Source organism: Paraburkholderia phymatum STM815 (genome assembly GCF_000020045.1).
In the GTDB taxonomy this organism is placed as follows: Bacteria; Pseudomonadota; Gammaproteobacteria; order Burkholderiales; family Burkholderiaceae; genus Paraburkholderia; species Paraburkholderia phymatum.
Map to the genome: position 1 here is coordinate 2630660 of NC_010622.1, position 24261 is coordinate 2654920.

Annotated in this window: 19 protein-coding genes; 9 read left to right on the forward strand and 10 right to left on the reverse strand. The window is 62.7% G+C overall.

Going from position 1 to position 24261, the window contains the following annotated elements; all coding sequences use genetic code 11:
- The first annotated feature begins 3 nt into the window (after nucleotides 1-3).
- Entirely contained in the window at nucleotides 4-1095 is a 1092-nt protein-coding gene (locus tag BPHY_RS11910; protein ID WP_012401724.1) for an aldose epimerase family protein, read from the forward strand.
- Between the two features lie 288 nt (nucleotides 1096-1383).
- Nucleotides 1384-2088, forward strand: coding sequence for a PepSY-associated TM helix domain-containing protein (locus tag BPHY_RS11915; RefSeq protein ID WP_041763577.1), 705 nt, complete (start codon nucleotides 1384-1386; stop codon nucleotides 2086-2088).
- A gap of 91 nt (nucleotides 2089-2179) precedes the next feature.
- Here BPHY_RS11915 and BPHY_RS11920 read toward each other — a convergent pair whose 3' ends face one another.
- Nucleotides 2180-2953, reverse strand: a complete 774-nt coding sequence (locus tag BPHY_RS11920; protein WP_012401726.1) for an SDR family oxidoreductase — start codon at nucleotides 2951-2953, stop codon at nucleotides 2180-2182.
- Between the two features lie 164 nt (nucleotides 2954-3117).
- On the opposite strand from BPHY_RS11920, the gene BPHY_RS11925 reads away from it, so the two are divergent.
- On the forward strand, nucleotides 3118-3702 hold the full coding sequence (locus BPHY_RS11925; RefSeq protein ID WP_012401727.1) for a TetR/AcrR family transcriptional regulator: 585 nt from the start codon (nucleotides 3118-3120) through the stop codon (nucleotides 3700-3702).
- 228 nt (nucleotides 3703-3930) lie between these two features.
- Nucleotides 3931-4200 (forward strand): hypothetical protein, encoded by a 270-nt coding sequence (locus tag BPHY_RS11930; protein WP_244257569.1) that lies wholly within the window; start codon nucleotides 3931-3933, stop codon nucleotides 4198-4200.
- Nucleotides 4201-4277: 77 nt separating this feature from the next.
- Here BPHY_RS11930 and BPHY_RS11935 read toward each other — a convergent pair whose 3' ends face one another.
- The 5 genes from BPHY_RS11935 to BPHY_RS11955 all read right to left on the reverse strand — a co-directional run bounded on the left by BPHY_RS11935 (nucleotide 4278) and on the right by BPHY_RS11955 (nucleotide 10645).
- On the reverse strand, nucleotides 4278-5129 hold the full coding sequence (locus BPHY_RS11935) for a carbohydrate ABC transporter permease (protein WP_012401729.1): 852 nt from the start codon (nucleotides 5127-5129) through the stop codon (nucleotides 4278-4280).
- Between the two features lie 14 nt (nucleotides 5130-5143).
- A complete protein-coding gene (locus BPHY_RS11940; protein ID WP_012401730.1) occupies nucleotides 5144-6097 on the reverse strand; it encodes a carbohydrate ABC transporter permease in 954 nt (317 codons plus the stop codon).
- Between the two features lie 70 nt (nucleotides 6098-6167).
- Nucleotides 6168-7433 carry an ABC transporter substrate-binding protein gene (locus BPHY_RS11945; RefSeq protein ID WP_012401731.1) on the reverse strand — a complete coding sequence of 422 codons (1266 nt, stop codon included), beginning with the start codon at nucleotides 7431-7433 and terminating at the stop codon, nucleotides 6168-6170.
- A 66-nt stretch (nucleotides 7434-7499) separates the two neighbouring features.
- Nucleotides 7500-9482, reverse strand: coding sequence for a beta-galactosidase (locus BPHY_RS11950; protein ID WP_012401732.1), 1983 nt, complete (start codon nucleotides 9480-9482; stop codon nucleotides 7500-7502).
- Between the two features lie 11 nt (nucleotides 9483-9493).
- Nucleotides 9494-10645 (reverse strand): ABC transporter ATP-binding protein, encoded by a 1152-nt coding sequence (locus BPHY_RS11955; RefSeq protein ID WP_012401733.1) that lies wholly within the window; start codon nucleotides 10643-10645, stop codon nucleotides 9494-9496.
- 226 nt (nucleotides 10646-10871) lie between these two features.
- On the opposite strand from BPHY_RS11955, the gene BPHY_RS11960 reads away from it, so the two are divergent.
- Together BPHY_RS11960 and BPHY_RS11965 are read left to right on the forward strand one after the other, a co-directional pair.
- Entirely contained in the window at nucleotides 10872-11906 is a 1035-nt protein-coding gene (locus BPHY_RS11960; RefSeq protein WP_012401734.1) for a LacI family DNA-binding transcriptional regulator, read from the forward strand.
- A gap of 284 nt (nucleotides 11907-12190) precedes the next feature.
- On the forward strand, nucleotides 12191-13174 hold the full coding sequence (locus BPHY_RS11965) for a MerR family transcriptional regulator (RefSeq protein WP_012401735.1): 984 nt from the start codon (nucleotides 12191-12193) through the stop codon (nucleotides 13172-13174).
- A 60-nt stretch (nucleotides 13175-13234) separates the two neighbouring features.
- Here the strand turns inward: BPHY_RS11965 and BPHY_RS11970 are convergent, their stop codons facing one another.
- The gene (locus tag BPHY_RS11970; RefSeq protein ID WP_012401736.1) at nucleotides 13235-14194 is read right to left on the reverse strand and encodes a sensor domain-containing diguanylate cyclase; all 960 of its coding nucleotides are present in this window, start codon (nucleotides 14192-14194) and stop codon (nucleotides 13235-13237) included.
- Between the two features lie 168 nt (nucleotides 14195-14362).
- Nucleotides 14363-15964, reverse strand: coding sequence for a hybrid sensor histidine kinase/response regulator (locus tag BPHY_RS11975; protein ID WP_012401737.1), 1602 nt, complete (start codon nucleotides 15962-15964; stop codon nucleotides 14363-14365).
- Between the two features lie 453 nt (nucleotides 15965-16417).
- Between BPHY_RS11975 and BPHY_RS11980 the strand changes: the two genes are divergently transcribed.
- Nucleotides 16418-17413, forward strand: a complete 996-nt coding sequence (locus BPHY_RS11980) for an aldo/keto reductase (protein WP_012401738.1) — start codon at nucleotides 16418-16420, stop codon at nucleotides 17411-17413.
- A gap of 367 nt (nucleotides 17414-17780) precedes the next feature.
- Here BPHY_RS11980 and BPHY_RS11985 read toward each other — a convergent pair whose 3' ends face one another.
- On the reverse strand, nucleotides 17781-18815 hold the full coding sequence (locus tag BPHY_RS11985) for a medium chain dehydrogenase/reductase family protein (RefSeq protein WP_244257565.1): 1035 nt from the start codon (nucleotides 18813-18815) through the stop codon (nucleotides 17781-17783).
- A 639-nt stretch (nucleotides 18816-19454) separates the two neighbouring features.
- Between BPHY_RS11985 and BPHY_RS11995 the strand changes: the two genes are divergently transcribed.
- Together BPHY_RS11995 and BPHY_RS12000 are read left to right on the forward strand one after the other, a co-directional pair.
- A complete protein-coding gene (locus BPHY_RS11995; protein ID WP_012401740.1) occupies nucleotides 19455-19907 on the forward strand; it encodes a pyridoxamine 5'-phosphate oxidase family protein in 453 nt (150 codons plus the stop codon).
- A 106-nt stretch (nucleotides 19908-20013) separates the two neighbouring features.
- Nucleotides 20014-20379, forward strand: a complete 366-nt coding sequence (locus BPHY_RS12000) for a hypothetical protein (RefSeq protein ID WP_157686539.1) — start codon at nucleotides 20014-20016, stop codon at nucleotides 20377-20379.
- 208 nt (nucleotides 20380-20587) lie between these two features.
- On the opposite strand, the gene BPHY_RS12005 is transcribed toward BPHY_RS12000, so the two are convergent.
- Nucleotides 20588-24220, reverse strand: a complete 3633-nt coding sequence (locus tag BPHY_RS12005; protein ID WP_041764005.1) for a hydantoinase B/oxoprolinase family protein — start codon at nucleotides 24218-24220, stop codon at nucleotides 20588-20590.
- Between the last annotated feature and the right edge of the window lie 41 nt (nucleotides 24221-24261).

The following is a 24261-nucleotide window of genomic DNA, read 5'->3' on the forward strand; positions in this document are numbered from 1 at the left end:
GACATGAATCTCGCCGACATGCACAGCACCGACACTTCTCTCTCCCCCAGCGTCCAGGTCGAACGCTGGGGCACGTTGCCCGGTCTTGGCGACGTCCGGCTGTTCACGCTGCGCAACGCGCACGGCATGCGCGCGGCCATTAGCGACCTGGGTGCCACGCTCGTTTCGTGGCATGCGCCCGACCGCGCCGGCCGCGTTGCCGATGTGCTGCTCGGCCACGACACGCCCGCCGACTATCTCGCGAGCCGATGGTTCTTCGGCTCGACCATCGGCCGCTGGGCGAACCGTATCGCGCAGGCGCGCTTCACGCTCGACGGCGTGACCTATCAGCTCGACCGCAACGACGGCGACAATCTGCTGCACGGCGGCGCAAGCGGCTTTCACAAGGCGTTGTGGCAGGCGCGCGAAGTGGATGGCGCGCTCGTGCTGTCGCATGAATCGCCTGAAGGCGACGCGGGCTTTCCGGGTGCGGTGTCGGCTACCGTGCGCTATGCGCTCGACGACGACGGCGCACTCACGATCGACTACGACGCGACAGCCGATGCGCCCACACCCGTCAGCCTGACGAATCACGCGTACTTCAACCTGTCGGGCGACGCGCTCGCCGAGGCGCCGGACATTCGCGGCCATGTGATTTCGATCGATGCCGACGCGTTCTTCGCGGTCGACGATACGATGATTCCCATCGAACGCAGGGAGGTGGCGGGAAGCGTGTTCGACTTTCGCACGGGCGCCCCCATCGGCGCACGCCTCGACTGGCCCGATGCGCAACTCGCGCGCGCGGGCGGCTTCGATCATTGCTACGTGCTGCGCGACAGCGGCGCGGCCCTGCGTACGGCTGCCACGCTGTACGATCCCGCAACCGGACGCGAACTGACGGTGTCCACGGACGCGAGAGGCATGCAGTTCTACTCGGGCAACTTTCTCGCGGACGTCAACGGGCGCAGCGGCAGGACGTATGGCAAGCACGCAGCGTTGTGCCTTGAAACAGGCGCGTTTCCGAATCAGGTGAACATGCCCGATGCCGAAGACGTCGTGCTGCGCCCGGGCGCGCGCTATCGCCACACGACGGTCTACCGCCTCGGCGTGCGCTGAACTTGCATGCTCGTCACGTAATCTGTCGAAACATTGCCATTGTTGTAAATCGCGTCCGGCGATTGCGGCATTCATGACGCCGTGAAATCATAAACGGCTTTATCTGATCGCAAAGCCAGCCCACTGCGCGCGCCATTGAGGCGACGCGGCCAGCCAGCCAACGCCATCGCATCCCCCGTCGATGGTCATTCCGTCTCGAAGCATCACGCGCGTCGCAAGCCTTCGCGGCTCGACGCGTGCGCTGCCATGTCGACAACGGTTGAGGTCAGGTGCAACCTGGAGCGACCTTTGAACACACCCGAAACCCTCGCCGTCGACCGCCCCGCGCGCCCCGACAGTACGGACAGGAGCGCCCGCAATGGCGCACCGCCCTCCGGCTCACGTCGAATCACCTTCATCCGCTGGCTGCGCAAGGTGCACAGCTGGATCGGCCTGTGGGGCGCCGCGCTCGGTCTGCTGATGGGCACCAGCGGTTTCCTGCTGAACCATCGCGGCGGGCCGATGCGCGTATCGACGGGCGAACCGCAAGTCGAATCGCTTCAGGTGAAGCTGCCGCAGCCTGCGCCCGACACGCCGCGCGATCTGGCGAAGTGGCTCAAGCAGGAACTCAAGGTCCAGGGCAAGCCGGGACGCATGCAGAAAGAGCCGTCGCATCCCGTCGCGTGGGGCGATCGCACGGCCGTGCAGCCGGAACACTGGCAGGTTTCATTCGCGACGCCGAACGAAAACACCCAGGCCGAATACTGGGTCGGCAATGACTACGTGAGCGTCAAGCGCAGCTCGAACACGTTGCTCGCGGCGCTGACGAATCTGCATAAGGGCGTGGGCCTGAGCGTCGGCTGGGTGCTGCTGATCGATACGTTTGCGGGCGGCATGATCCTGCTGTCGCTCACGGGTGTGCTGCTGTGGACGCAGCTGAACAAGCGCCGCACCATCGGCGCGGTGCTGGTGCTCGGGTCCATCGTCGCGGCGATCGTCGCCGGGATGGCCTGACGGTTCGCGCCCGGCAACACCAGACGCTGGAAAAACCGAAGAGCGATGCGCGATGGCGCGTCGCCCTTTTCGTTGTGCCGCTTGCCGACGCTTATCGGCGGAACGCCGGCGCACCCATCGGCGCACCCGTGTTGCCGCCGTCGACGACGATCTCAGCCGCCGTCATGCCCGACGCCGCATCCGACGCGAGGAACACGGCGGCCTGCGCCACTTCATCGGCGAGGGCGAAACGGTTCATCGGGATCATCGGGCTGAGCGCGGCTTCCGTTGCATCGAGCGTTGCGCCTTCGCGGTCGCCGCGCGTCCAGATCGACGTACGGGTGCCGCCCGGGATCACCGTGTTCACACGGATGCCGCGCGTGACGAGCTCCGATGCGAGCACGCGCGCCATGCCTGAAATGGCCGCCTTCGATGCCGAATACGCCGACGAGCCGGGCGCGCCCAACTGACGCATCACCGAACCGTTCAGCACGATCGCGCCGCCCTCGCCCATCAGCGGCACGGCCGCCTGCACGGTCAGGAACACGGACGTCACGTTGGTGCGCATGATCGCCTCGAACTTCTCGGCCGTCGTCTCGCCGACGGGCGTCGCACCGCTCACCCCCGCATTCGCGAACACGATGTCCAGCTTGCCGAACGTGTCGGCGATCGTTTTCATCACGGCGTCGATGGCGGCGGGGTCGTTGATGTCGGCGCGGATCGGCAATGCGCTCGGGCCGAGTTCTGCCGCGGCTTCGTCGAGCTTCTTCTGGTCGCGGCCCGTGATGGCCACCCGTGCGCCCTGTGCGATCAGCAGGCGCGCCGCCGCAAAACCAATCCCTCCGTTGCCGCCCGTGATGAGCGCCGTCTTGTTCGCGAATGACATGATGACTTCTCCAAAAGTTAAGGATTCGAGGCGGACATCCGCCGACAGCTGCCTTATAATTGCAACTGCAATGTTAATTTAATGATAGTGATCGCAATCAATGCGTGTCAAGCATTTTTTCGCGATCGCGTGTTGTTGGGCGAGTCGGGTGAGGTGGATCAGCGATGAAAGTCAGCAAGGAAAAGGCGGCGCAAAACCGCGCGGCCCTCGTCCAAACGGCCGCGCGCCTGTTCCGTGAACGCGGCATCGATGGCGTCGGTGTGGCCGAAATCGGCAAGGCGGCGGGGTTGACCCATGGCGCGCTGTACGCGCACTTCCCGTCGAAAGAAGCCCTCGCCGCCGAGGCGCTGACACACGGGCTGGAGATCAGCCACTCGCGGATGGTGACCGCGCACGACGGCCGGCTGCCAAGCCTGAGTGAGTTGCTCGACAGTTATTTGTCGGAAGAAAAACGCGACGACATCGCGAACGGCTGCGCGCTGGCCGCGTCGGCAAGTGAAATCGGCCGTCAGGATGAAGCGATTAGCGCGCGTTACAGCGACGGCTTCGAGAAGATGGCAGCCGTGTTCGAAAAGCACTTGCACACGCACAAGGCGAAGGGCGACCACCGCGAGAAGGCGCTGGCGATATCGGCGGCGCTGATCGGCGCGATCTCGGCGTCGCGTGCGGTGCTGAAGGCGCAGCCACAACTCGCGAACGAAATCTTGCACGCCGTGCGGCGTACGGTGGGTGAAATCGCCGGGGAATAAACCGAGAGCTGGGCGGGTTTAACGAAAACCTGCAACAAAAACGCGACGCGATCCGCGCATAGCGCACATCCGCGAGCGCGACGCCTTGAACTCGCGAAAGCGATGTCCAATAGTGAAAGCGTCTTCGCAGCGTGCGCCTTGTGGCGGTTCATCACGCGTGTCATTTCTTCGAGCAAGGAGTTCATCGTGCGCAACCTCATCGCGACGCTTCAAGTGACCATTGCCCTCTTGCTGTCGACGAGCGCGGCGCTCACGCTGGCGCAAGGGCTTTCCACGTATGACGACGTCAACGCACCCGCCAACAGTACCCGCCTGATGCCCAACGCGGCGCGCGGCAGCGAATATCCGACGCACGGCAACCAGCAGGCGGGCGAACTCAATCTGAATCCGACCGATCCGCGCGCGCAGCTCGTCAACGGCACGCCGAACAACGCGCAATCGGGCGGATATGGCTCGCCGCTCGCGGGTGTGCGCACTGCCGTGCAACCGGGCCAATAGCGCGCATCGCGGGCATAAAGATAAAAAAGCCCGCTTACGCGGGCAACCTTCTACCAGGAGACATCGACGAAACACGCTCAGCCTTTCGTGGCGCCGAACGTAAGCCCTGCCACGAAGTGCTTTTGCATGGCGAAGAACATGGCAACGGAAGGCAACGCGGCAAGGATCGAGCCTGCCGACACGAGATTCCACGCTGTCGTCCATTGCCCCTTGAGCGCCGCGACACCGACCGTGATCGGCGCGGCCTCGTCACCCTGCGTCAGACACAGCGCCCAGAAGTAATCGTTCCAGACGAACGTGAAGACAAGAATGGCAAGTGCGGCAAGCGCCGGTCGAATCAGCGGCAGCACGATCCTGAAGAACACGGTCCACTCGCCCGCGCCTTCGATGCGCGCCGCCTCCACAAGTTCGTACGGCAGCTGCTTGATGAAGTTGCGCAGGAATAGCGCACAAAAGCCCGTCTGAAACGCCACGTGAAAGAGAACCAGCGCGCTGAGCGTATTGAAGATGCCGAGGCTCAGCGACAGGTCACGCACGGGAATCATCAGGATCTGGATCGGCACGAAGTTGCCCGCAACGAAGGTTGCGAACAGCGTCGTGTTGCCGCGAAACTTGTAGATGGCGAGCGCGAAGCCCGCCATCGCCGCCAGCGTAATGGAGCCGATCACGGACGGCACCGTAATCAGCACGCTGTTCCAGAAGTAATGCAGCATCGGCGACGTCGTGAGCGCTTCGCGGTAGTTGTCGATCAGCGCGATGTGCTTCGGCCAGCCCCAGTAATTGCCTTCGCTCAGTTCTTCCGTTGAGCGCACCGACGTGACGAGCACGGCGATCATCGGCAGCAGCCAGATCAGCAGCGCGACGGGCAGCGAGAGTTTGTACAGCCGCCGGTTGACGGGCTTCCATTTGGCGACGGGCATCGGATACATGAGTCGCTCCTTGCTTACTGTTCGTTGCGCAGCATGCGGCGCAGGTGATAGACGATGTAGACGAGCATGATCGCGAACAGCACGACGGCAATCGATGCCGAATAGCCGATGCGGTAATACTTGATTGCCTGGTCGTACATGTAATACGCGAGCACGGTCGAGCTCTCGAACGGACCGCCGCCCGTCATCACCGAAATCAGGTCGAAACTGCGCAGCGCGCCGATCACCGTGACGACGATCGCCATGAACGTAACGGGCCGCAGTTGCGGCAGCACCACATGCCACAGCATCGCCCAGCCTTTCGCGCCTTCCATGCGCGCAGCTTCGAGCTGTTCGCTGTTGAGCGATGTCAGACCCGTCAGATACAGAATCATGCAGTACGCGGTTTGCGGCCACAGCGCGGCGAAGATGATGCCGAAGGTCGCGTAATGCGCATCGCCGAGCACAGGTACGCCGTGGCCGAGTATCACCGCGAACAGGCCGAAGGTCGGATCGTAGAACCAGGAAAAGATCAGCCCGACCACGACGCCCGACAACACGAACGGCGCAAAGAACAGCGACTTCACGACACGAATGCCCGACACCGCCTGATTCAGATAGAGCGCGACGGCAAGGCCCATCGGCGGCGCGAGCAGGAACAGCACGAGCCAGATGAGGTTGTTCTTGAGCGCGGTATAGAAGGTCGGCGCCTGGAACAGCTCGATGTAATTCGCGAGACCGACGAAGACCTTGTCGGTCATGCCGTCCCAGTTGTAGAAGCTCAGCCAGATCGACGACAGGATCGGCCAGACGACATAGACGGCAACCATGAAGCACGCGGGCGCGAGAAACAGCAGTGCGGCCTTGCGCTGGCGACGCGCGGTGGGCGACGGCCCGCGCCTGCTGCCCGCTGCGCGGGGCAATGGCGGCGCCTGCGGCTGCGAAGGCGGCGTGGCGTTGATATCCTGACGTGTGACGGAGTGCGACACGACAATTCTCCAAGTGGTGCTCTTGCGCCGGACCGCAATACAAACGGCCCGGCGGCATTACTTCACAAGCTTACTTCTTGTAGATGCGCTTGCGGGTCTGCTCGAGTTGCGCGAGGATCGCGTCGAGCTTCGTCGGATCGGCGACGAACTGCTGCATGCCCTTCATCCCTTCGTCGGCCATTTCCTTCGTCATGTCGCGATCGTAGAACTGCGCAATGCCGCCCTTCGTGTTCGACAGAATCTGGAAGCCGATCTTCGAAATGGGATCTTCCGGCTCTGGCGACTTGCTGTTCGCCGACAGCGAACCGAGACCCGTCGCGAGCTTCGCGCCCTGCTCCGGCGTTTCGACGAACGCGAGGAACGTATGGGCGTCCGCCTTGTTCTTCGCCTTCGCGGGAATATGCAGCGATTCGACAGGGCCGTCTTCCGCCGTCGGCACATTCGAGTCGATGATCGGAAACTGGAAGTAGCTCATGTTCGGCTTCACGTTTGCCGGGAAACCGCCTGTGATAAACGTGCCCATCAGCATCATCGCGGCCTTGCCCTGGAACAGGAACGGCTGCGCCGCATCCAGATCGTAGGAGAGCGAGTTGTCGATGAAATCCTTGTCGTCGAGCAGCTGCTTCCACGTCGTGTAGACCTTCTTCACGCGCGGATCGGTGTACGGCACTTCGCCCGCCATCAGCTTCTGATGGAACGCATTGCCGTTGATGCGCAGGTCGAGGTAATCGAACCAGCCCGCCAGTGTCCATGCATCGCGGCCGCCGACTGCGAACGGCGTGATGCCCGCCGCCTTCAGCTTCTTGCACGCGTCCATCAGCTGATCCCACGTCTTCGGCTCCGACGCAATGCCCGCCTTCTGGAACAGATCCTTGCGGTAGAACAGGCCCCACGAGTAGTACACCGTCGGGGCGGCGTATTGCTTGCCGTTGTAGGTCGACGATTCCTTCGTCGACGCATACATGTTGTCCCAGCCGTTCTTCTTCCAGTCGCCGCTCAGGTCTTCGAACAGGCCGCGGCGCGCGTAGTACGCCATGCGCTCGCCGTTGTGCCAGTTGAGCACGTCGGGCGGCACCGTCGAGAGCCAGCCGGGCAGCTGCACCTTGTACGCTTCTTCGTCGATGAACGACGCCTTCACATCGATGTCGGGATGCGCTTTCCTGAAGTCGTCGATCACCGACTGCCACACCGCGCGCTGGCTTGCGCCCTTGAACGCGATGTTCATCGTCAGCGTGCCGGCTTGCGCCGTGCTTGCCGCGAACGGCGCAGCGGCTGCCGCCATTGCGAGGGCGGCCGCTGCAATCGCGGTGCGCGCGTTGAATCGTTTTGCTGTCATGCTGCTGTCTCCTTTGCGTCCTGGTTCTTACATGCTGGATCACTGCTGCGTTGCGAAATCAGTTCGCTACTCGAATCGGTATGCAGATACGCCTTGCGGCTCGACCTCACGCGTGCCGATCACGAAGCGCGATGCGTCGACGCCTTCGATCGTGTGCGGCGCGTTCGCGTAGTTGAAGACATACGCGAGCTTGCCGCGACGGCTGATGCGCACGCTGTCGCCGAGCAGTGTCGGCGTGAGGCCGGCTTCCGTCGCGATGCGCCCGAACAGCGCCTGCGTGAGCGCGTCGTCGAACAGGCTCGCGAAATAATGCACGCAGCCATGCTGTACGTACGCGGGATGACCGTCGTCGAAGCGCGCACGCACGTCGAAGCCGCGCTCGTCGGCGGCGTCGATCAGGTCGCGCCAGTGCCGCGCGTGGCCTTCGTGCAGTCCGTCGCCGGCGCCGTTCATGTGAACGGGTTCCGTCACGTTGGGCCGCATCGATTCGACGCGCCACACGCGGATCGGCAGCAGCGACGCGAGCGCGCCGGGCGGCAGGTTCGGGGGGATCTGCAAGTCGGCAGTCTTCGAACCCGTACGCGGCCCAAGCACGATCTGCGCGCCCGATGCCGCGAGCCGCACGGCGAAATCGTCCGGTACGACGGGCAGCGGCGGCACGACGATCATCTTGTAGCCATCGAACGGCGCATCGGCGGCAATCACATCGACGTCAAAGCCGAGCGCACGCAGCGCCGAGTAATATTCGAACGCAAAGCGCGGATAGTGAAAGTCGGCGCCCTGCGGATGAATCTCGAAGAGCCACTTCGCTTCGTAGTCGTAGATCAGCGCGATCTTGCTGCGCACGTTCGCGTCCGCATCGGCATTGGCCGACGACACCTGCGCGATTTCATGCGCGACCTTCTGCGCTTCGCTGCCGCCGACATCGAGGCGATTGTCGGGTGTGTTCAGACCCGCGTGCATCTGCTCCTGCGCGAACGGCGCCTGACGCCATCTGAAGTACGACACGCAGCCCGCGCCGTGCGCGAACGCTTCCCAGCTCCACAGGCGCACCATGCCCGGCAGCGGCGACGGGTTCCAGTGCGCCCAGTTCACGGGCCCTGGCTGCTGCTCCATCACCCAGAACGGCAGCTTCGACATGCCGCGATACACGTCATGATTGAACGATGCGAAGTCGGGATGCCCCGTGCGCAGGAACTTCGCCTTGATTTCCGGTGCGTACCACTGCTCTTCGAGTGCGCCGAGCGGATAGCTGTCCCACGTCGCCACGTCGAGATCGCGCGCGACCTTGTAGTGATCGAACTCGGTGAAGAGCTGCATGAAGTTGTGCGCAACGGGACGGCCCGGCGAATGCGCACGAATGATCTCGACCTGCATGCGGTTGTAGCGCGCGACTTCATCCGACGCGAAGCGGCGATAGTCGAGCCGGTGGGAAGGATGCGCTTCCGTGACGGTCGCGATGGGCGCATCGATTTCGTCGAAGCTGCGGTACTCCATGCTCCAGAACACCGTGCCCCATGCCCGGTTCAATGCGTCGATGGTCTGATAGCGCGCCTTGAGCCACTCGCGAAACCGCGCGACGGCAGCAGGCGAATAGCTGACCACCGTGTTGTGGCAACCGAACTCGTTATCCGTCTGCCAGTAAGCGACAGCGGGATGCTTGCCGTAGCGCCCGGCCACTGCCGTGCAGATCTTGCGCGACGCTTCGAAATACGACGGCGACGAGAAATCGTAGTGACGGCGCGAGCCGAACGCACGCGGACGTCCATCGGCACCGACGGGCAGAATGTCGGGATGACGGTCGATCAGCCACTTCGGCGGCGTGGCCGTCGGCGTGCACATCACCACTTGCAGGCCAGCCTTGCCGAGCACGTCGACGGCGCGATCGAGCCAGCCCCAGTCGTATTCGCCGGGCGTGGGCTCCATACGGCTCCATGCGAACTCCGCGATTCGCACCTGCTCGATGCCGAGCGCTTTCATGCGGCGCGCGTCGTCTTCCCACATCGATTCCGGCCAGTGCTCCGGGTAATAACAGACTCCTAGGCGCATGCGCGTGTCCCTTAAATGTAGTGTTCGACGGTATCGAACGCCTTCACGGCGAATCCGTCTTCGGTGAAAAGATGGCAGGCACGCACGGGCGCGGCGAACACCGCGCGATCGCCCTGCTCGATACGCGCATTGCCGGGCACCTTGGCGATCAGCACGCTGCCGCCAGGCTGCTCGAGATGCACGTAGCTGTGCTCGCCCAGATGCTCGATCAGCGAAATGGTGCGCGTGAGGATTGCATCATGTTGTGATACGCCGTGCGCAACCAGTTCGAGATGTTCGGGGCGCACGCCGAGGGTGACGGGCTGCCCGCCTTGCAAAGTGCTGCCGTCGACGGCGACGCGCATCGTTTCGTTCGTGTGATCGAGCGTGACGTCGACGCCTTGCGCATCGAGCGCCGTCACCCTGCCCGGCAGGAAGTTCATGCGTGGCGAGCCGATGAAGCCCGCGACGAAACGGCTGTTCGGCCGGTGGTACAACTCGAGCGGCGCACCGATCTGCGCGATGCTGCCGTAGCGCTCGGTGTCCTTGCCCGAGTGCAGCAGCACGATCTTGTCGGCGAGTGTCATCGCCTCCGTCTGGTCGTGCGTCACATAGACGACGCTCGCCGTGGCGAACTGCTTGTGAAGGCGCGCAATTTCGATGCGCGTCTGGCCTCGCAGCGTCGCATCGAGATTGGACAAGGGTTCGTCGAACAGAAACACGCCCGGCTCGCGCACGATCGCGCGGCCAATCGCAACACGCTGCCGCTGCCCGCCCGACAACGCGCGCGGCTTGCGATCGAGCAGCGCTTCCAGTTGCAGGATGCGCGCCGCTTCCCGCACCTTGCGGTCGATCTCCGCCTTCGGCTTCTTCGCGAGCTTCAGGCCGAAGGCCATGTTCTCGTACACGCTCATGTGCGGAAACAGCGCGTAGCTCTGGAACACCATCGCGACACCGCGCTCGGCAGCTGGCACATCGTTGACGATGCGACCGCCAATCGACAGGTCGCCGTCCGTGACGTCCTCCAGCCCTGCGATCATGCGCAGCAACGTGGACTTGCCGCAGCCCGAGGGACCGAGGAACACGCAAAACTCGTTTTCGCCGATCTCCAGATCGACGTTGCGGATCACGGGCGCGTTGTCTCCATACGCTTTTTGCACGCCCTTCAACGAAATGCTCGCCATCGCTTCGACTCCGTGATTTAATCAGCCCGAAGCGGAGATTAAGCGCTTAATCTGAATGACCGAAAAAACGACCGCTAGGCGATCGCTGGTCTTTCTGAAGGCCTCCTGTCAGACAGTCAGGCTCGTCTCCGATAATCGTTCTGTCGTTTTGCGCATGGTGCCCCGCCTTCGTGGTCAATGCAAATGATGAACGCCTGTCCCATATATTGAGGATACGCTGCGAACCATGTCCACCTTGAGCGAAGTCGCGCGGCGCGCCGGCGTCACGTCGGCCACCGTTTCGAACGTGCTGCGCAATCGCGGACGCGTTGGCGAACAGACGCGTCAGCGCGTGCTCGAAGCCGTCGAGGCGCTCAACTATCGTCCGCACCTCGCCGCCCGCGCGCTCGCCGAAGGCCGCGCGCCGACCATCGCGCTGATGGTGTCGAGCATCGCGAATCCGTTCTATCCCGAGTTCGCGCTCGCCGCCGAACGCGCGGCGCGCACGAGCGGGCACTTCGTCATCATCTGCAACACGAACGAAGATCCGCACGCAGGCCGCACCTATCTCGATCAACTGGCGGGCTCGCTTTCCGAAGGTGTGCTCGTGATGAATGCCAATCTCGACTTCGACGATCTGCGCAAGGCCGAGGCACGCGGGACGCCCGTGGTGCTGTGCATGTGGGAACGTCCTGACGATCCGCCCGGCTTGCCGTGTGTCGCCGTCGACTTCCGGCTCGCCGGGCGACTTGCCGCCCAGCATCTGATCGAGCTGGGACACAGGCGGATCGGCGCGGTGGTCGGCAGCAAACCGTCGGGCATCCACGCATCGCGTTACGAAGGTTTCGTCGATGCAATGCGCGAAGCGGGTCTGAAGGTGCTCACGAAAAACGTGCGCTACGCGCCCGATACGATCGAAGGCGGCTATACGGCGGCGCGCGATCTGCTGGAACGCGACGCGAAGCTCACAGCGATCTTTGCGACCAACGACCTGCCCGCGCTCGGCACGATTCACGCCGCCGCCGACCTGGGGCGCGACGTGCCGCACGATCTTTCCGTGGTCGGCATCACCGACATTCAGCTCGCGCGGCAATCGCGCCCGCCTCTCACGACAGTCGCTGTGCCAACCGTCGAAGCCGCCGAACTCGCCGTCTCGCTGCTGCGCGAGCTGATCGAACGGCCCGCGCTTGCGCACGGCTCGTATCACAAGACACCGCGCATCTGCGTGACCTCCGAGCCGAAACTGATCGTGCGTGGCTCGACGCTGAATTACCCGCGCTAGACACCCTCGACGCGACGGCTTCGATACGTCGCATGAATGCGCCGAAGCAGCGCTGTATCGTTCAATCCTGGTCAAAACCGGTACAAGTGGCTGTTCGACGGGCGTATGCGATACGCAGAACAGAACGCGTGCAGGAAAATCTCGAAAGGCCTGCCATGCAAGGGGTCGTGCCCCGCAAAGCGTTGGCATGCACGGCCTTGCCGCATTGCTGAGTAAAAAGATCCGCATCAAAACATCGTCGCGCTTGTTAGACTCGAATCGGCTTCCCTAAGGGTTTTCGGTTCATGAACAACACAGTGGATGATCCAGAAGTCGCACCCCGCTATCGCATCGGCGCCGTCGCTCGCATGGCGAATCTCCCCGTGGGTACGCTGCGCATCTGGGAGCGCCGCTATGGCGTCGTTGCGCCGCCCACTACGCAGTCCGGCCATCGGCTCTACAGCGAAGCCGACGTGCGGCGCGTGGCAATGATCAAGGGGCTCGTCGATCGCGGCTATTCGATCGGCTCGATCGCGACGTTGCAGACGGGCGAGCTCGAACGCCTCGCGTTCATGCATGTCGACAAGACGCCTGTGTCGCCGCTCACGGAAGGCCGGCCCGGTTTGCGTCTGCGCATCGTCGGCGCGGCGCTCGCCAGTACGATCCGCCAGCATCTGCATGCGATGCACGCCGAACTCGCCGGCGAGCCGAAGGTCTTCGAGAACATGACGGCCGCGTTCACAGAGCGCATGAACCAGCCTGCCGACGTGCTGATCATTCATTTGCCGTCGCTGCACACCGACGATGTCGAACGCGTGCTCGCGCTGAGTGCGTCGACGCATGCGGAAAACATCGTCGTCGTGTACGCGTTCGCCGCTGCCAACACGATCGCCCTGCTGGAACGCGTCGGCGTGCGCACGATACGCGAGCCGCTCGATCAGCCATCCGTCTCGCAGATGCTGGGGGACTTCCAGCGCAAGACGGCAACGACGGCTGCGCAGCCCGATATGCGCGAGCCCGCGCCGCAGCGGCACTACACCGACGAAGCATTGATGGCGATGGCGCATGCGTCGACCACCATCGCATGCGAATGTCCGAAGCATCTGGCGAACATCATCATGCAGCTGAGCGCCTTCGAGCAGTACAGCGTCAGCTGCGCTTCCCGCACGCCCGCCGATGCACTGCTGCATGTCTATCTGGCGAACATCTCGGGCCGCGCGCGGGCGATGTTCGAGCATGCGCTGCTCAGGCTCGAACGTGAAGAAAGGTGGGTGCTGGAAAACCGCTGAGCGTGCACCACGCACAGGCGGCCCATCGGCTGCGCGAACAGGTGCGCAGCAGTGCGGCCTTTAGCGTTGTGCGCGCTTGTTCGCGTACATCGCGACGTCGGCTTGCGCGAGCAGATCATCGATGCTCCGCGGACTGTCGGGCGTGTATGTCGCCGTGCCCACGCTGCAATGCAGCTGATAAGGCGCCTGCGCCGACTGGTTCTGCAGGTCCAGCTGATGCCTGAGCCGCTCGATGGTCTGCAGCGTGCCTTGCTGATCCGAATCGGTCAGCAGCACGACGAACTCGTCGCCGCCTAGCCGGCCGATCACATCGCTGTCGCGCAGCGCCGTGCGCAATACCGCTGCAAATGCAATCAACGCGCGGTCCCCTTCCGCGTGACCAAACACGTCGTTGATCTGCTTGAAACCGTTCAGATCGAAGAACAGCAGCGACGCAGGCTTCTGCGCACGCTTGCAGTGTTTGATCGCGTGCTGCGCGAGCGCTTCGAAGCCACGGCGATTCGACAGGCCCGTCAGCTCGTCGGTGGTTGCGAGCTGCACCGCGGCGATTTCCTGCTCGGCCATGCGTGCAAGATCGCGCAACAGCACCCGCTCTTCGTCATCGAGCGCACGTGGCTTCACATCGATCAGACACAGTGTGCCGAGCCGGCTGCCGTTGCTGACGGTAAGCGGATAGCCCGCATAGAAGCGGATGTTCGGGTCGCCCGTTACCAGCGGATTGTCGGCGAAGCGCACGTCGAGCGATGCGTCGTTCACGAGAAACAGGTCGTCGTCGGCAATGGCATGACCACAGAAGGACACGTCGCGCGGCGTTTCGGAGGCTTCGAGGCCGGGATGCGACTTGAACCATTGTCGATGGCTGTCGACCAGCGTCACGGCGGCAATGGGCACGCCGAACAGGCGTCGCGCGAGGCGCGTCAGACGGTCGAACCGTTCTTCTGGCGGTGTATCGAGGATATGCAGCGAACGCAGCGTCTCCACGCGCTCGCTTTCGTTGTCGGGGATAGGCGGTCGCAACATTCGAGGTCCGGTTAAAACACGAACGCGCGATGCTGGTTTAGCACCCCGCGTGTCGCCGCAGGTTGAACGGAACCAAACATGAATTTTATCCGCGAGCGACCACAAATGAAATGGATCACAACGTGTTCATCTACAACCTGCGCCCATCGATCCGCATTGCATGGAAAGTTATCCAACCCCCGTCGGCCCATTCAGAACGATCCTCACCTTGCGCGCCAGTTCCGCTCGCCTGTATGGCTTGTGAATGATGTCGAACTCGCTGCCGTTTGCATCGGTCCGTTCCATCGACGCGTCGGCGTAACCCGTGGTCAGCAGCACCTTGATCTTCGGATGCAGACGCCGCGCCTCGCGCGCGAGCATCACACCGTTCATGTTGCCGGGCATGATGAGGTCGGTGAACAGCAGGTCGAGGTGCGCGCCCTCCTGCAGGATGTCCATCGCCTCTTTCGTATTCAGCACGACTCGCGTGCGATAGCCGATCTGCTCGAGCATCGCTTGTGCGACCTCGGCCACTTCCACGCGATCGTCGACGATCAGGATCATTTCGTTGCCCGCCTTTTCAATCGCTTTCGGCGCGGACGGACGGCGTTGCGCAATGCCGCCCACAGCGGGGAAGTAAAGCCGCAGCGTTGTGCCGACACCGGGCTCCGAATACAGGTTGACCGCGCCGCCCGACTGTTTGGCAAAGCCATATACCATCGACAGCCCCAGACCCGTACCCTTGCCCTCGCCCTTGGTCGTGAAGAACGGGTCCATCACGCGGTCGAGTATTTCGGGCGGGATGCCGCAGCCGTTGTCGGAAATGGCGATGGTCACATAGCAACCCGAGCGCAAGTCGGCGAAGCCGACTGTCTCCTGCTGTTCCAACTCAACGGTCTCCGTGCGCACCGTCACCACGCCGTCGCGCCGCGAGGCGAGCGCGTCGCGCGCATTGAGCAGCACGTTCAGCAACGCGACTTCGAGCTGGGTCGAGTCGACGCGGCAATTGCCGAGTCCTTCTTCGTATTCCGTCTTCAGCGATATGTTGCCGCCAAGCGTGCGCCGCGCGAGCTCGACCATGCCGTCCGCCAGCGTGTTCAGATTGACCGTGCGCCCCACGAGCTTCTGCTTGCGCGCGAACGCAAGCAACTGTTGCGTCAGCGTGGTCGCCTTCGCGACCGCGCCGCGGATGCGATCCAGGCTTTGCGCCATCACCGCGCTTTGCGCATGGCCTTCGATGCCCATTTGCAGCACATCCACGTAGCCTGCCATCACCTGCAGCAGGTTGTTGAAGTCGTGCGCGATGCCGCCCGTCAACTGGCCGAGCGCCTCCATCTTCTGCGCCTGATGCAGCGCGTCTTCGGCGTCGCGGCGGCGGCTGACATCCAGTTGCGAGCCGAAGAAATAGACCAGTTCGCCCTGTTCGTTGAACACAGGCGAAATAAACAGCGCGTTCCAGAACGTCGAGCCGTCCTTGCGATAATTGAGTATCTCTGTGGCGAGCTCGCGGCGATCCGCGACTGCGGCCCGCACTTCGTCGATGGTCGCGCGGTCCGTCTCCGGTCCTTGCAGAAAGCGGCAATTGCTGCCGATGATCTCCGTCAGCTCGTAACCCGTCATGCGCAAGAACGCATGGTTCGCGAAGATCACGGGGTGGTCGGGCAGATGCGGATCGGTGACGACCATCGGCATGCGGGTCGTCGATACGGCGGCGAAGAAGATGTCGTCCTGATGATCGGTAATACGGTGCGCGCCGCTCCGGATGGTCGTGACAGTAAGGTTGGTATCCATGACATTTGACGCATCAATGGTGCGACAAGCCACGGTTCTTCTCGCTCGACGCTTTACGTGGGCAGGTCACACTCCGGTTCGAAAAAGGCCACATCGGTCCGCGCGGACCGATGCGGAGTCGCAATATGCGTTGCGATGCGAGATCCATGCCGGTGCGCGAAAGCGGCAGTCATTACGCGAACACGAACGAATCGAACGCAACTCTTACCGCGCTGAACGCAAGCGCGCGGCCGAAATCGAAGGACGTGCCGTGCATGTTTTCGCAAAAGGAAAGGGCCATAGAAAAATTTTCAATCGGCCTTCGAACGCGGGCTTATTGATGGACTCATTGCTGCCCTCATCGCTGCATAGGCAGCGCAGCGACGCGGATCGGCAATAGCCGCTATCCTCTGTCTTCTGCGTTTCAACCGGCTGTACTCGACCACTCACCCTTCTCTTCTCGCGGAGTCGATCATGCAATACCGCAAATTCGGCCATACGGGCCTGACTGTCTCGCGTCTGTGTCTCGGAACGATGACGTTCGGTTTGCAAACTGAAGAGGATATATCGCGCGGCATTCTCGACAAGGCGACGGATGCCGGCGTGAACTTCATCGATACGGCCGACGTCTATCCGCTCGGCGGCGGCGAAGATGTGGCAGGCCGCACCGAGGAGATCATCGGACGCTGGCTCAAAGGCAAGCGCGAGCGCTTTATCCTCGCGACGAAAGCCGTCGGCAAGGTGGGGCCGCATCCGTGGAATCAGGGCGCATCGCGCAAGCACCTGCTCGACGCCATCGACGATTCATTGCGGCGCCTGAACACCGACTACGTCGACCTCTACCAGTTGCACTCCGACGACCGCGACACGCCGCTCGACGAAACGCTCGAAGCGCTCGACGTGATCGTGCGCTCGGGCAAGGCGCGTTATATCGGCGTATCGAACTATCTCGCCTACCGGCTCGCGCGCATGCTGGGGCGCGCGGACGTGCTGCGTACCGCGCGTTTCGTGTCGGTGCAGCCGCGCTACAACCTGCTGTTCCGGCAGATCGAACGCGAACTGCTGCCGCTCGCCGACGAAGAAGGGCTGGCCGTGATTCCGTATAACCCGCTCGCGGGCGGCCTGCTGACGGGCAAACATCGTCACGACGCGAAGCCCGCGGACGGGCGCTTCACCGAAGCGGTCGGCAAGGCGGGCGCAATGTACTCGGAGCGCTATTGGCACGAGCGCGAGTTCAAGACCATCGACACGCTGCGCGACATCAACGCGAAAACGGGCGAGCCGATGACGAAGACAGCCATCGCATGGGTGCTCGCGAATCCGACCATCACGTCGGCGATCATCGGTGCGAGCCGCGTCGAACAGTTGAACGACTCGCTCGCCGCCGTCGACTACGCGCTCGATCCCGAGATCAAGAAGCAGCTCGACGAAGCAACCGTCGAGTATCGCTGGGGCGATGCGCCGCGCTGAACTGCGGCGAAACGGAATGAGTCGGACCGCGGAAAAGTGCGTGAGACTGCAATTACCGAATTGCTGGGACTGGCCGAACTGAAGCGCGTGTGGACAAGCCCGAAGGCAGCAATCGAAGGTTCATTCGATGCCTGCCGACACGCGCAGCGGCATGCACATTCCTGTGGCCGATGGCAGGCATCGACTAAACCTTAACGAACTCGGTCCGACGACGATCCGACAGAGCGCGCCACCGTTGATGCCCCCACATCAGACAGAAGCCGACCCATTCTGTCGTCGAAACCTTTCTTGAGATGCGCGTGCCCGGCTCAGCATCAGCAAAGACTCACGTGCTGTCCTTTGCTACGTACCCTTCGCATTGCGCTACTTATGCTGAACGGGATTCATCGCACACGAGCACGATTTTGCCTGACACGCCGCCATCTCCCAACAGTTCGTGCGCGCGCCGCGCCTCAGCAAGGGGAATGCGTTGTGCGATGAGTGGCTTGACCTTCCTCTGTTGCAGAAGTCCAAGCAGTGCAATCAGATCCTGTCGAAATTGTGCCGGTTTCAGCCGTTTGAGCCACTGGATGCTGTAGGGAACCACGCGTTTTCTGCCCGGCAGAAGCCAGCCGCCAGCGATGAACAACCCGAAAACGGCGATCGCACGAAAGCGATGACGGCCGCCCGGACGACCTGAAGCCAATCGCCCTCCGCGCAGGGATGCAGTTAGCCCAAATGCCACGACCGTCCCGCCAGGACGAAGTGCCTTGCGGGAACGCCAGATGTGGTAACCGCCAAGCCCGTCAAAGACGACGTCTACGCCGTCTTTTGTGAGGCGATGAATTTCATCGACAAAATCGGACTGTCGATAGTCAATTGGGATACCGCCCAGATCGGACACGGCGGACGCTCCACGCGATGAGCAGGTACCGTACATCTCCAGTCCGGCGAGACGTCCAAGTTGCAGAAGGGCCGACCCGACCCCGCCCGACGCGCCGTGGATCAATACACGCTGGCCAGGCCTGACCTTCGCAGAACGATGCAGCATCTGGTAAGCCGTGACATAGTTCAGCACGAGGCTGACAGCTTCGGCAGCATCCAACCCCGCTGGCACGGGAATCAGTTCGCGCTCATGCAGACACACGTACTGCGCGTACGCACCACTGATCGGCAGCGCGGCAATTATCTGGCCGGACTCTATTCCGGAGACGCCGCTGCCGAGCCTATCCACCACGCCAACCAGGTCCCAGCCCGGTGTGAAAGGAAGGCGCGGCGTTTCGGGATGAATACCCTCGCGCATCATGAGGTCGGGCAAGCTGACCCCTGCAGTCAGGACTTTGACCCGCACCTCGCCATCCTTCGGCTCTGGGCACTCCTCCTCAATGACCGCGAGTGCGTCGGGTCCACCGTAGCGAGTCACGATAATACGCGTGTGCCTCATAAGCCCCATCCTCGCACGACAGTCACCCCACGACCTCCCGACCTTGTCGTCAGTGAGTGCACTAACGTGACCTCCCCTGGCAGCTCAGCTGCACATCTGGAGCGATCTGCCTGCGAAGCGCCTCGAATCGACTCAGAGGGTCGTGTCGGTGATGAGGCTTCATGGTGACGCTGGTTCGACTGCACAACTTGACCGACGTCAATTCGGGCCCCGAGGAGGACGCCGATAGCAAACATGTGGAGGTAGCGGTTGACGGTCAGAACGCAGAGGTGCGCATCGCCCCACGACCGTGCGACAGTCGCGCGGAGATAACCTTGCCAGATACCCGGGGCGTGAAGCACGCCCCGTGCAGACTTTAGTGCGACTTTATGGAGACGGCAAATGGACGAAGAGATCAGGCGCAGGACGCAGGATCTTCACGCTTCTGGATCAGCCGGATGATGACGATTGCCACGCTTTGGCCAGACGGCGATGACATTCCGCACTGCATCCAGCGTGCGGCCCATGACTTTGCGCGCCGTGCATCTCGAAGTCGGTCATCTTCGGTATTTGATTTGTATCAAGCGCCGGATGACCCGGTGGTACAGGATAGGATTTTCACGAACCGGAAGGTGATCCATGGACGAACAGATCAAGGAAAAGATCCTGTCATTGCTGGATCAGCACCGAATCATGACGATCGCCACGCTAAGGCCGGACGGCTGGCCGCAGGCGACCACCGTTGGGTATGTGAGCCAGGGACTGACGCTTTACTTCCTTTGCGGTCTGGAAAGTCAGAAGGCCGCCAATCTGGCCCGGGACGACCGGGTATCGCTCACGATCGACCACGACACGTCAGATCTGATGGCGATTACCGGTCTGTCGATGGCGGCGCACGCACAACCAGTAAACGATCGCGCCGAAGCAGAGAGGGTCTTGCGCATGCTTCCACTGAAGTATCCGGATATGCACGCGCTGCCGATGCCAATGCCGTCTCCTGACGAAGTCCGGATATTTCGTGTGACTCCGACAGTCATTTCGGTGCTCGATTATTCGCAAGGCTTCGGGCACACCGAACTTTGCACTTGCTAAATCTCCTTGCATATCGCAAACGCAAAACTCAATGACGCGGTGCTCACATCGTCCCAGGTGGGCGGCCTGCGCCAAAGCGGGCTGCCTTTATGCATTGATCGTTTTTGTGATCGGCTTCGCCTTCGGAGCGATTCGCGTCCTGCTGCTTATGCCGCTCCTGGGCGAGACGGCAGCCGTATCGCTCGAAGCGCCATTCATGCTTGCCGCGAGTTGGAACCTGTCGCACCGGAGCGCGAAAAAACACGACATGCTGACCGATACCAACGAGGCGTTGCTGATGGGCGCAATTGCCCTAGTCATATTGACGCTTGCGGAGTTGTGCACTGCCGTACTTCTGTTTAGAAGGACTGCGCTCGAGTACTTTGTCGGCTTCTGGTCTGTGCCCGGCGCGATCGGCCTCGCAGGCCAACTTTGCTTTGCAAGCTTTCCATTCCTGCAGGCGCGCGGTAACCGAATCGGATCGAGCAGGTGAACGCGATTGCAGCCGGCCAGGAGCGCAACGCCGAATTGGCCCGAACGGCTGTACTGCCATGCTCACGACTACTAGTCAGCATCAGACGAGTTAGCTGGAGTCGGCTATCTGGCCGACTGGGCGGGCGAACGGCTGAACGTGGCCGACAGATCAACATCCAGTGTGGCCCGCCTGGACCACGCTGGACGCAACCACCACTGTGCGGGAGTCAGACTTCCCCGAAACCACCCCCTCCCGGTGTTTCCACCACGAACACATCTCCTGCCTGCATCTCGACACTCGCGATGTGACCTAAAGCAACGATCTGACCATCCGCGCGCTCGACGCGGTTGCTGCCGCGTCTTCCCGCCCGTCCGCCACCCGCACCGAAAGGCGCATGAATGCGGTTATTCGACAGAATCGACGCCATCATCGGTCTGAGGAAACGAATGCGCCGGACTGCACCGTTCCCTCCGCGCCAGCGTCCCGCGCCACCCGATTCCGCGCGGATCAGATGTGATTCGAGCCGCACCGGGTAGCGCCATTCGAGTACTTCGGGATCGGTCAGGCGCGAGTTGGTCATATGCGTCTGCACTGCATCGACGCCGCTGAAGCCGTTGCCTGCGCCGCTGCCGCCTGCAATCGTTTCATAGTACTGGTAGCGGGCATCGCCGAAGGTGAAGTTGTTCATCGTCCCCTGACTCGATGCCACGATACCGAGCGCGCCATACAGCGCATTGGTAATTGCCGACGACGTCTCGACATTGCCCGACACCACCGCCGCCGGATACACCGGATTGAGCATCGAACGGTCCGGAACGATCACCGACAACGGCTTGAGGCAGCCGGCATTGAGCGGGATATCGTCGCCAACGAGCGTGCGAAACACATAAAGCACCGCTGCCATGCAGACCGCCTTCGGCGCATTGAAGTTGTTGGGCAACTGCGCAGACGTGCCGGTGAAATCGACCGTGGCGCTACGTGTCGTGGCATCGACGCGAATCGCGACGTCGATCACCGCGCCGTTGTCGAGTTCGTAGCGGTAGCTGCCATCCTTGAGCGCACCGATCACGCGACGCACCGCCTCTTCGGCGTTGTTCTGCACATGACGCATGAAAGCGAGCACCACGTCGCGGCCGAATTGCGCGACCATGCGGCGCAATTCGTCCACGCCCTTCTGATTCGCGGCGACCTGCGCGCGTAGATCGGCCATATTCTGCGCGATATTGCGTGCGGGATAGCGGCCCGACGCGAGCAGCGCACGCGTTTCGGCATCGCGCAATATGCCTGCGCGAACGAGCTGCCAGTTGTCGATCAGCACGCCTTCCTCGTCGATATGTGATGAGGACGCCGGCATCGAGCCCGGCGTGATGCCGCCGATGTCCGCATGATGGCCGCGCGAGCCGACGTAGAAGAGCGGTTCGGACGAACCGTCCGCGAATACGGGTGTAATGACGGTCACGTCGGGCAGGTGCGTGCCGCCGTGATACGGGTCGTTGAGCATGAACACGTCGCCGTCGCGCATGGCGCCGCGGTTGCGCTCGATCACCGTGCGGATGCTTTCACCCATCGAGCCCAGATGCACGGGCATGTGCGGCGCGTTGGCAATCAGATTGCCTTCGTCGTCGAAGATCGCGCACGAGAAGTCGAGACGTTCCTTGATGTTCACCGAGTACGCCGTATTTTGCAGGCGCAACCCCATCTGCTCGGCAATCGACATGAACAGGTTGTTGAAGATTTCGAGGCGAACGGGGTCTGCCTCGGTGCCGATCGAGCGGCGCGTGGGGAGTGGCAGCACGCGCGTCATCACGACGTTGCCCTGCGCGGTAAGTTCGGCCTGCCATCCCGGTTCGACCACGGTCGTGCCGTTCTTCTCAGCGATGATCGCCGGACCGTCGAGCGTGTCGCCGGCGCATAGCGCGTCGCGCTGATAGAGCGATGCGTCGTGCCACTGACCGCCCGAGTACATGCGAACGGTCGTCTGTGCACGAAGCGCGTCGTCTGCCGAGCGCCGCGGCAGGCTACCCGTGTCGACAGGCGCATCGGAATGGCCGATGGCCTCGACGGACGCGAGTTCCGCGATGAGCGGCGTATCCGTCATCAGAAACGCGTAGCGTTGACGATAGGCAGCCTCGAATGCGGCGCGCATGTCGTTGACGCTGCCCGCTGGCACCGCAAGCGACGAATCGGTCCCCTGGTAACGCAAGTGCACACGCCGCTCGGTCGAGATACGCGAGGGGTCCACGCTCTGGTCGAGCAGTGCGTGCATTGCGTCGTTCGCGAGCGCATCGAGTGCGGCTTCCAGTACAGGCAGCGATGCTTCGTCGAGTGTGATTTCGAGTGCCCGCTCGCGCATGGCCGTCTGATCCGCGAGTCCCATGCCGTAAGCGGAGAGCACACCCGCGAGCGGATGCGCGAACACGCGCGTCATGCCGAGCGCGTCGGCCACACCGCAGGCATGCTGGCCGCCTGCGCCGCCAAACGTGGTCAGCACATACTGCGAGACGTCGTGGCCGCGTTGCACCGAAATCTTCTTGATTGCGTTCGCCATGCTGCCGATAGCGATCTCCAGATAGCCTTCGGCCAGTTCTTCCGGCGTACGGCGCTGGCCCGTTGCAGCGAAAATGTCATCAGCGAGGGATTGAAAGCGCTCCGCGACGACAGCGCGATCGAGCGGCTCGTTTGCATGCGGACCGAACACACGCGGAAAATAGTCGGGCTGGATCTTGCCGAGCATTACGTTGCAGTCGGTGACGGCGAGCGGGCCGCCGCGCCGGTACGCCGCGGGACCGGGATTGGCGCCCGCCGATTCCGGGCCGACGCGCAGTCGCGCGCCATCGAAGCCGAGCACCGAGCCCCCGCCTGCCGCCACCGTATGGATGCTCATCATCGGCGCGCGCATGCGCACGCCTGCCACCTGCGTTTCGAACACACGCTCGAACTCGCCGTTGAAGTGCGAGACGTCGGTCGACGTGCCGCCCATGTCGAAGCCGATCGCACGATCGAAGCCTGCCGCCTGCGCTGCGCGCACCATGCCGACGATACCGCCCGCCGGCCCGGAGAGAATCGCGTCCTTGCCCTGAAAGACGTCGGCGCGCGTCAGTCCACCGCTGCTTTGCATGAACTGCAGGTTCACGCCTGGCATTTCGTGGGCGACCTGATCCACGTAACGGCGCAGGATCGGCGACAGATACGCATCGACGACGGTCGTGTCGCCACGCGAGACCATTTTCATGAGCGGCGAGACTTCGTGGGACACCGAAATCTGCGTGAAACCGATGCGACGCGCGATGTCAGCCAACTCACGTTCATGCGACGTGTGGCGATAGCCGTGAATCAGCACGATCGCAAGCGCGCGGATGCCGCCGTCGTAGACCTCGCGCAGTGCACGCTCCGCCGCGACACGATCGAGCGGCGCGACGACCTCGCCCTGTGCGCTCATGCGTTCGTCGATTTCCACCACGCGCTCATAAAGCGCTTCGGGCAATGCGATGTCGAGGTCGAAGAGCCGCGGGCGGTTCTGGTACGCGATTCGCAAGACATCGCGAAAGCCTCGCGTCGTGACGAGCGCGACGGGTTCGCCCTTGCGTTCGAGCAGGGCATTGGTCGCGACGGTGGTGCCCATCTTGACCATCTCAACGTGGCGCGGCGTGATGGCAACGCCCGCCTCCAGACCGAGCAGATGACGAATGCCGGCGACGGCCGCGTCGCGATACTGTTCGGGGTTTTCTGAAAGGAGCTTGTGCGTGGTGAGCGTGCCGTCCGGGCGGCGCGCGACGATATCAGTGAACGTGCCGCCGCGGTCGATCCAGAACTGCCAGCGGGACGGCGTGCAAACATCGGAGGCTTGATCGTGCTTCATCATGTCGTGGGCTTGATGCGAAAAATGGAATGAGGTGAAAA